Source organism: Streptomyces sp. NPDC094147 (genome assembly GCF_044764265.1).
GTDB lineage: Bacteria > Actinomycetota > Actinomycetes > Streptomycetales > Streptomycetaceae > Streptomyces.
The window spans coordinates 254,699-263,470 of the sequence record NZ_JBIWHT010000009.1; the positions used below are offsets into that span (position 1 = coordinate 254,699).

Here is an 8,772-nt window from a genome sequence, read left to right on the forward strand (position 1 = left end):
CGGCCGGTCACCGGCAGAGGACAACCGACGAAGGGAACACGGCAACTCCATGAGCGCGTCAGGCGGAACCAAGGCGATCGTGGCGGCCTTGAGCGCCAACCTCGCCATCGCGGTGGCGAAGTTCGTGGCGTTCCTGTTCAGCGGCTCGTCGTCGATGCTGGCGGAGAGCGTCCACTCGCTCGCCGACTCCGGCAACCAGGGTCTGCTGCTGCTCGGCGGCAAGAAGGCCCGGCGCGAGGCGACGCCCCAACACCCCTTCGGCTACGGCCGCGAGCGCTACATCTACGCGTTCCTGGTCTCCATCGTGCTGTTCTCGGTCGGCGGCATGTTCGCGGTCTACGAGGGCTACGAGAAGATCAAGCACCCGCACGCGATCGAGGCCTGGTACTGGCCGGTCGGCGTCCTGGTCTTCGCGATCATCGCCGAGGGCTTCTCCTTCCGTACCGCGATCAAGGAGTCGAACGTCACCAGGGGCCAGCTCTCCTGGAAGGAGTTCATCCGCCGGGCCAAGGCCCCCGAGCTCCCCGTCGTCCTCCTCGAAGACTTCGGTGCCCTGATCGGCCTGGTCCTGGCCCTCGCGGGCGTGGGCATCGCCCTGATCACGGGCGACGGCATCTGGGACGGCATCGGCACGCTGTGCATCGGCATCCTGCTCATCCTCATCGCCCTCATCCTGGCGGCGGAGACCAAGTCGCTGCTGCTCGGGGAGTCCGCGGGCGTGGACGAGGTGGAGAAGATCAAGGCGGCGATCGTGGACGGCGACACCGTGACGTCCGTGATCCACATGCGCACGCTGCACCTGGGCCCGGAGGAACTCCTGGTGGCCGCCAAGATCGCCGTCCAGCACGACGACACGGCGGAAGAGGTGGCCACAGCGATCAACGCCGCCGAGTCCCGCATCCGCGAGGCGGTCCCGATCGCCAGGGTGATCTACCTGGAACCGGACATCTTCAGCGCAGCAGAGGCAGCAGCGGGCCCGGACCCGAGGGCGACGCCGGGGGGCAGCGGGCAAAAATCCAGCCCCTCCGACGTTTGAGGAGCGGGGGTCTGGGGGCAGCGCCCCCAGCACACCCACCGGCCCAAGCCCGACGACCCCACCCCCGGAGGGTCTCGGGAAGGGGCGGGGCGGGGAGAAAACCCCCACCCGGCCCCCCGCGCCGCTACTGAATCTCCCCCAGCACCTCCAGAACCGCCACCTCATCGGCCGCCGAAGACAGCCGCTCCCTGAACCCCGTATCCATCAACTTCCGCGACAGCAACGCCAGAATCCGCAGATGCTCATCCCCGGCCGCAGCCTCCGGCACGGAAATCATGAACACCAGCTTGGCCCTGGTCCCGTCCAGCGATCCCCACTCGATCCCCTCCGCAGACCGCGCGAAGCCCACGACCGGCGCGGACACCGCATCCGTCTTGGCATGAGGAATGGCGATCTCCTCACCGAGCCCGGTCGTCCCCTGCGCCTCCCGCGCGAGCGCAACCCGTACGAGCTCGTCGACATCCCGTACGTTCCCGGTCGCGGCCAGCATCTCGGCCATCTCCCGGATCGCCGCTTCCTTCTCGCGCGAGGCGAGCTGAACCTTGACCGTCTGCGCGGTCAGATACCCGGAGAGCACCTCGGGCGCGGCGACTGCGGCTATTGCGGCGGGCTCAGCTACCGGGCCGACCGTCGCCTGTACGGACAGAGCCGCGGCCTCACCGCCACCAACAGCCCCACCGCCACCTGCGGTCGCGCCGCCGACCGCGGCCACACCAGCCAGAGCCGGTTCGGGAACCAGCCCAGCGGCTCCGGCAGCCCCTCGCCGCCCCTTCCGCTCCTTGACGTCGATCAGCGCGTTGGTGGTCAGCGCGGTGACAGCCGTGCCAATGGCGATGGCCAGGAAGAACATCGCCGCGCCCCCGACCGCACCGAACAGCGAAACGATCGGCCCACCGTGCGGAACCGAGTCCTCCACCCCGGCCACACCCGCGACGGCACCGGCCACCGCACCTCCGAGCATGTTCGCGGGAATGACCTGCGCGGGCCGAGCCGCGGCAAACGGAATCGCGCCTTCGGAGATGCCGAAGAAGCCCATGAACAGCGCCGCGATACCGGTCTCCCGCTCCTGGTCGCTGTAGAGCTTGCGGCGCAGCAGCGTGGCCAGGCCCTGACCGAGCGGCATGACCGGGATGGCCGCCGCTGCCATGCCCATGACGGTGTTGTTCGTACCGATCAGACCGACCGCGACAAGGAACGCCGTCTTGTTGACCGGACCGCCCATGTCGAACGCGATCATCAGCCCGATGAGCGCGCCCAGCACGATCGCACTCGACCCCGTCATGCCGTTGAGCCAGTTGGTCAGGTGCGTGAACACCCAGGAGATGGGCTGGCCGATCACGTAGATGTAGAACATCCCCAGCGCCAGCGTCGACACGATCGGGATCACGATGATCGGCATGATCGGCTGGACGAACTTCGGAACCCTCACCTTCCGGATCCACAGCACCAGATACCCGGCCAGGAACCCGGTGGCGATCGCCCCGAGGAAGCCGGCGTTCGCGTCCGCGCCGTAGATGGTGACGCCGTCGTAGGCGAGGAATCCGCCGATCATGCCGGGCACGAGCGCGGGCCGGTCACCGAGGGCGAAAGCGATGTAGCCGGAGAAGATCGGCAGCATCAGCTTGAAGCCGAGCCCACCCAGGGCGTTGACGTAGAACCAGAACGTGCCCTTGTCGAACTCGATGCCCTTCGGGGTGGTGTGGCCGCCCAGGGCGATCGACACGGCGAGCAGCAGACCGCCGACCACCACGAACGGGATCATGTGCGACACGCCGTTCATCAGCGCCTTGTACGCCGCACTGCGCTCCTTGCCGCCGCCGGCACCGCCGTCGCCCGCCGAGGCACCGCCGCCATCCTCGTACACGGACGCGCTCCGCACCTGCTCGATGAGCTGCTCGGGGCGGTGAATGCCGTCGGCCACGGGCACGCTCAGCACCCTCTTGCCCGCGAACCGGTCGAGCGCCACGTCCTTGTCGGCCGCGATGATGATCCCGTCCGCATCTCTGACATCGTTGTCAGTCAGTACGTTCTCGGCCCCGATGGAGCCCTGCGTCTCCACCTTCATGTCGATACCGAGCGCCGCCGCTGCCTGGGCCAGCTTCTCGGCGGCCATATAGGTGTGGGCGATGCCGGTCGGACAGGCGGTCACCGCGAGCAGCTTCAACTTCCGCTGCCCGTTGCTGGCCGGACTGGTCACGTGGGGGTCTCCTAACGCTTCGCGCCTCATCGCGCAGATCGTCTTACGGTCCGCTCGTTTCCCGAGTCGGACCGGCCCAAGCATCCTCCACCAGGCGAGGGCTTGATCAAAAGTCCCGTTGGGCCCGGTTCGCCCGGACTCTGGTCCCTGTTTTTGGCCGGGACCCATGACCCGGCAGGCTGGGGCCCGCTCGGCCGATCGGTGTAGATTCGTGACCAGAGCCAGACGTCGCTGCTGATGGCGGTCGGTCGGTAGTCCCCGTGTGGGCCCGGCCGAGGGAGAGAGGGCCTCCGACGGACTGCGCTGCGAGCGCGTTCGGGCACTCCCATGCCCATCGCCGCGCCCGCAGACCAGCCGTACCCACCCTCGCCACCAACCCACGAGGAGCAGCTCGCCATGACGACTGTCGCCACCGGCGCCGGCCAGGACTTCAAGGTCGCCGACCTCTCCCTCGCCGCCTTCGGCCGCAAGGAGATCACCCTCGCCGAGCACGAGATGCCCGGCCTGATGTCGATCCGCAAGGAGTACGCCGCCACGCAGCCGCTGGCCGGCGCCCGCGTCACCGGCTCCCTGCACATGACCGTGCAGACCGCCGTGCTGATCGAGACCCTGGTCGCCCTCGGCGCCGAGGTCCGCTGGGCCTCCTGCAACATCTTCTCCACCCAGGACCACGCGGCCGCCGCCATCGCGGTCGGCCCGAACGGCACCCCGGACGCCCCCGCCGGCGTCCCGGTCTTCGCCTGGAAGGGCGAGACCCTTGAGGAGTACTGGTGGTGCACGGAGCAGGCCCTGACCTGGCCGAACAGCCCCACCGGCGGCCCGAACATGATCCTGGACGACGGTGGCGACGCCACCCTCCTGGTGCACAAGGGCGTCGAGTTCGAGAAGGCCGGCGCGGCCCCGGACCCCTCGACGGCGGACTCCGAGGAGTACGCCCACATCCTCACCCTCCTGAACCGCACCCTGGGCGAGAACCCCCAGAAGTGGACTCAGCTCTCCTCCGAGATCCGCGGCGTGACGGAGGAGACCACGACCGGTGTCCACCGCCTGTACGAGATGCACCGTGACGGCACCCTTCTCTTCCCGGCGATCAATGTGAACGACGCCGTGACGAAGTCGAAGTTCGACAACAAGTACGGCTGCCGGCACTCCCTGATCGACGGCATCAACCGCGCCACCGACGTCCTCATCGGCGGCAAGACCGCGGTCGTCTGCGGCTACGGCGACGTGGGCAAGGGCTGCGCGGAGTCCCTGCGCGGCCAGGGCGCCCGCGTGATCATCACGGAGATCGACCCGATCTGCGCACTGCAGGCGGCGATGGACGGCTACCAGGTCACGACCCTGGACGAGGTCGTCGACAAGGCGGACATCTTCGTCACCACGACGGGCAACAAGGACATCATCATGGCCGCCGACATGGCCAAGATGAAGCACCAGGCGATCGTCGGCAACATCGGCCACTTCGACAACGAGATCGACATGGCCGGCCTGGCCAAGATCCCGGGCGTCGTCAAGGACGAGGTCAAGCCCCAGGTGCACACCTGGACCTTCCCCGACGGCAAGGTCCTGATCGTCCTCTCCGAGGGCCGCCTCCTGAACCTGGGCAACGCGACCGGCCACCCGTCGTTCGTGATGTCCAACTCGTTCGCGGACCAGACGCTGGCCCAGATCGAGCTATTCACCAAGCCGTCCGAGTACCCGACCGACGTCTACGTGCTGCCCAAGCACCTGGACGAGAAGGTCGCCCGCCTCCACCTGGACGCGCTTGGCGTCAAGCTCACCGAACTCCGCCCGGAGCAGGCCGCGTACATCGGCGTAGAGGTAACGGGCCCGTTCAAGCCGGACCACTACCGCTACTGAGCCCGAGGGGTGCGGGGCCCGGCCAGCTTGGCGCCCGCGGCCCGAGCGGTGCAGGAGGCACCTGCGGCCCGCGTGGTGCAGGCCTGAGCAGCACAGGGCCCAGGGCGTCTGGACGCCTGCACATCCCCCGCACCCTGCAGCCGATAACTGCGCGGACTCCGCCGGAACCCACCGGCACTCAGGCCAGCGGCACCCAGCCCATAGGTGCTCAAGCCCCGTCGGTACTCAGGCAGGCCCCCGCACCCCCGTGTCGGGGGCCTGCCCCGTACCGCCCCCACCGAGTCAGCGCTCGACTCCCGAGGACCCCGAGATCCCATGCCCCGCGGCCGATATTCGCTTCACGATCCCCACGACCACACCCCTCTCGGCGAAGAACACTTCCACTGCGCCCCAGGCCCTTCCGGCTGGCGCTACGTCTCCCAGCTCACCACCCCCTCCGGAGACCACGCAGGCTCCGTAGACCTCGCGATCGACGAACTCGGCCGCCCGATCCGCCTCGAACTGCATGCCGCCGGCTGGCAGGTACGGGGTGCCGCGCTCGACGGCGTCACCTGGGTCCGTACCGACCCCTCCGGGACCCACGCCACCGAAGGCAATGTCCGCGCCCACGCCTTCGTCGGCAGTTCCCCGGCATTCCTCGTAGCCACCTCCCGTCTGCTCCGCCTCACCCCCCAGTCCCCGACGACGCGCGTCCGCCTCGTCGCCTTCACGGACCCGGTCCTCGCCCCCCGAACGATCGACCAGTCCTGGGCCCTGATGAAAAGTGAAGCGCACGCCACTGACAATGGCCCCCTGACCGTGGACGAATACCAGGTCAGTGCCCTGGACACGGGTGAGCAGCACACCGTCCACATCGCTGGCGACGTGGTCCTCGCGGCACCCGGCATCGAACTGGAAGCCCTGGAATCCCCGCCCTCGGCCTTCCCCGCCCCTTAGCCCCGGGCGCGCCTGCTGGAACCGAGTGACCCAACCCCTGGGCAAACCGAAGCCGAGCCCAAGCCCAAGCCGTCAGGCCTGGATCCAAGCCCGTGCTCACCGCTAGCTCGGCGGCGCGAACCCCGTAGAACGCCCAGGCGGCACCACGCCGCCCGCCTCTCGGTCCACCCGCTCCTCAGAATCCCTCGGCACAGCGGCGTCGGCGGATACCGACGACCCTGAACCGGAGCTCGCCCCCGCACCAGGCCCGGAAACCGGGGCAGAGCCCGAACCCGGACCGAAGCCCGGACCGGAAAGCAGAGCTGGTGCAGTGCCGGAGCCGCCAACCTGACCCGAACCCGAAGTCGGCCCCGGAGCAGGACCCGAAACCGAACCCGAAACCACCCCTGGCTCAGAAGCCCACGTAGGCGCCCCCGCCGGAACCCCGGCCCCCGCTCCTCCGAACGCCCGCCGCGCGTCCCGCGCCTGGCGCTCGCTCACCACACCGGCCAGATAGGCGGCCGGCGGCACGCCCTCCGGAGCCGGAGCCCCCGTACAGGCCACCAGGTCCTCGGCCAGCCGAACCGCCATCGTCCAGCTCACCTGCGGGTCGAGCTGCCCCATCCGAATCAGATACTGGCGCACCGCCAGCCAGAGCCCGTCCGGCACCCGCGACAGGTCAAGCCCCGCGAACCGTCCCACCAACCACGGCGGGGGCGGCGGCACGGCCGCGGTCCACCCCGACGACACCCGCTCCCGCACGACCAGCGTCCCCGCGAACACATCCCCGATCCGCCGCCCGCGCTCCGAGACCAGCGACGCGATGCAGGCCACCACGCCCAGCGTCAGCAGAATCTCGATGACTCCCATGGCCCCGCGCACCAGCGCATGCCGAAACCGGATCGGGCCGCCGTCATCCCGCACCACCCGCAGCCCGCACGCCAACTTCCCGAGCGACCGACCGTGCGTCAGCGTCTCGACCGCAATGGGCGCCCCGACCAGCACGAGCACGAAGAGGGCCACGGCTATCGCCGCCTGGGCCGCAGGATCCAACGAGGCAGTGGCGAACAACATCGCCAACGAGACCAATATGTACGCCGCCCACACCAAGGCAAGATCGATCACCAGCGCCAGCGCCCGACTCGGCAACCGCGCAGTCCGCAGCCCCAGTACGACCGCATCCCCCGTGACCAGCGCGCTCACCGATACCCCACCCTTCGAAGACGACGGCCTTTCAAACCCCTCAGACCTCTCAGTCTGCCAAGCTGACCCGCAGCGCGCCGCAGTAGTACGGACCGTACGCACCCAGTGCCTGGAGCAGCAGCAGAACATGGACCTCGACGTCTTCGTGACCGCCCACCACACGGAGTGGGACCGCCTCGAACACCTCCTGCACCGTGGCCGCCGCCTCACAGGCGCCGAAGCCGACGAGTTGGTGACGCTCTACCAGCGCACGTCCACGCACCTCTCGCAGATACAGTCCACGGCCCCGGACCCCCTCCTCACGGCCCGGCTGACGCAACTGGTGGCCCGAGCGCGCGCCACCGTTACCGGCAACCGCCGCGCGAGCTGGCGCGACGCCGCCCGCTTCCTGACTGCGGGCTTCCCCGCGGCCGTCTACCGCTCGCGCCGCTGGTGGATCCCGGCGGCCCTGATCTCCATAGCCGTCGCCGCGCTCATCGGCTGGTGGATCGGCACCCACCCCGAAGTACAGTCCGCGATCGCCGCCCCCGACGACCTGCGCCAGATGACGCGGCCGGGCGGTGAGTACGAGACGTACTACTCCAGCCATCCGGCCGGGTCCTTCGCGGCCCAGGTCTGGACGAACAATGCCCAGGCGACCGCCATGTGCCTGGTCCTGGGGGCGTTCCTGGGCATCCCGGTCCTGTGGATCCTCCTCCTGAACATGCTGAATCTGGGCGTCGGTATCGGCCTCATGTCCTCCGCCGGCCGCCTCGACACCTTCCTCGGCCTGGTCCTCCCGCACGGTCTCCTGGAACTGACTGCGGTCTTCGTAGCGGCCGGTACGGGCATGCGACTCGGCTGGACCGTCATTGACCCCGGCCCGCGGAGCCGCCGGGCAGCCCTCGCCGAGCGGGGCCGTGCTGCCGTGGGGATGGCGATCGGCCTGGCCCTGGTCCTGTTCGTCTCTGGCGTGCTCGAAGGCTTCGTCACCCCCTCAAGCCTCCCCACCTGGGCCCGAATCACCATTGGCATCGCCGCCGAGCTGGCCTTTCTCGCGTACGTGTACGTCCTGGGCGGCCGAGCCGCGCGCGCAGGCGAAGTCGGCGACGTAGAGGCTGCCGACCGCAGCGCCGAGCTCCCGACGGCCGCGTGATGTGCGTGCGCCCCCTCTGACCTGCTACTGTCCTCTTCGCCCACAAAAACTGTTGACACAGCTGGCGTGGGGAGGTAGATTCAAACGGTTGCCTCGGACTGGACAAGTTCGTGAGCACTGGATAATATCCATCTCGCTCTCATTGGGAATTGAATTTCCGATCGATGAGCCATCCCGATTCGCATTTTGAAGTCAAGGAAGCCGATTAGATCGGCTGAAATGCTTCTGATAGAGTCGGAATCGCCGAAAAGGGAAACGCGAAAGCGGATAACGAACCGGCAAGCCCGCTCCAGCGGGTGGCGGAAACGGAAATCGGATCTGCTAAGCTGGAAACACGAAATACCGAAGGGAAGCGCCCGGAGGAAAGCCCGAGAGGGTGAGTACGAAGGAAGCGTCCGTTCCTTGAGAACTCAACAGCGTGCCAAA

Annotated in this window: 7 protein-coding genes; 4 read left to right on the forward strand and 3 right to left on the reverse strand. The window is 68.6% G+C overall.

What is annotated here, in order from left to right; all coding sequences use genetic code 11:
* Positions 1 to 49: 49 nt before the first annotated feature.
* The gene (locus ACIQ8J_RS17085; RefSeq protein WP_403271636.1) at positions 50 to 1,036 is read left to right on the forward strand and encodes a cation diffusion facilitator family transporter; all 987 of its coding nucleotides are present in this window, start codon (positions 50 to 52) and stop codon (positions 1,034 to 1,036) included.
* A gap of 124 nt (positions 1,037 to 1,160) precedes the next feature.
* Here ACIQ8J_RS17085 and ACIQ8J_RS17090 read toward each other — a convergent pair whose 3' ends face one another.
* Positions 1,161 to 3,263 carry a fructose-specific PTS transporter subunit EIIC gene (locus ACIQ8J_RS17090; RefSeq protein WP_403271680.1) on the reverse strand — a complete coding sequence of 701 codons (2,103 nt, stop codon included), beginning with the start codon at positions 3,261 to 3,263 and terminating at the stop codon, positions 1,161 to 1,163.
* A 366-nt stretch (positions 3,264 to 3,629) separates the two neighbouring features.
* Here ACIQ8J_RS17090 and ahcY point away from each other — a divergent pair, with 366 nt between their 5' ends.
* Complete coding sequence (gene ahcY, locus ACIQ8J_RS17095) at positions 3,630 to 5,093, forward strand: adenosylhomocysteinase (RefSeq protein ID WP_403271638.1); 1,464 nt, start codon at positions 3,630 to 3,632, stop codon at positions 5,091 to 5,093.
* 315 nt (positions 5,094 to 5,408) lie between these two features.
* Complete coding sequence (locus ACIQ8J_RS17100; RefSeq protein ID WP_403271640.1) at positions 5,409 to 6,029, forward strand: hypothetical protein; 621 nt, start codon at positions 5,409 to 5,411, stop codon at positions 6,027 to 6,029.
* 102 nt (positions 6,030 to 6,131) lie between these two features.
* Here ACIQ8J_RS17100 and ACIQ8J_RS17105 read toward each other — a convergent pair whose 3' ends face one another.
* The gene (locus tag ACIQ8J_RS17105) at positions 6,132 to 7,211 is read right to left on the reverse strand and encodes an RDD family protein (protein WP_403271642.1); all 1,080 of its coding nucleotides are present in this window, start codon (positions 7,209 to 7,211) and stop codon (positions 6,132 to 6,134) included.
* Between the two features lie 127 nt (positions 7,212 to 7,338).
* Between ACIQ8J_RS17105 and ACIQ8J_RS17110 the strand changes: the two genes are divergently transcribed.
* Entirely contained in the window at positions 7,339 to 8,346 is a 1,008-nt protein-coding gene (locus ACIQ8J_RS17110; RefSeq protein WP_403271682.1) for a stage II sporulation protein M, read from the forward strand.
* A gap of 205 nt (positions 8,347 to 8,551) precedes the next feature.
* On the opposite strand, the gene ACIQ8J_RS17115 is transcribed toward ACIQ8J_RS17110, so the two are convergent.
* Positions 8,552 to 8,772 (reverse strand): hypothetical protein (locus ACIQ8J_RS17115; protein WP_403607847.1); only part of this gene is annotated, 221 nt, incomplete at its 5' end.

Bases quoted from the DNA above. Each gene is read 5' to 3' on its own strand.
- ACIQ8J_RS17085 (WP_403271636.1), top strand. From the start codon at position 50: ATGAGCGCGTCAGGCGGAACCAAGGCGATCGTGGCGGCCTTGAGCGCC.
- ACIQ8J_RS17090 (WP_403271680.1), bottom strand. From the start codon at position 3,263: ATGAGGCGCGAAGCGTTAGGAGACCCCCACGTGACCAGTCCGGCCAGC.
- ahcY (WP_403271638.1), top strand. From the start codon at position 3,630: ATGACGACTGTCGCCACCGGCGCCGGCCAGGACTTCAAGGTCGCCGAC.
- ACIQ8J_RS17100 (WP_403271640.1), top strand. From the start codon at position 5,409: ATGCCCCGCGGCCGATATTCGCTTCACGATCCCCACGACCACACCCCT.
- ACIQ8J_RS17110 (WP_403271682.1), top strand. From the start codon at position 7,339: ATGGACCTCGACGTCTTCGTGACCGCCCACCACACGGAGTGGGACCGC.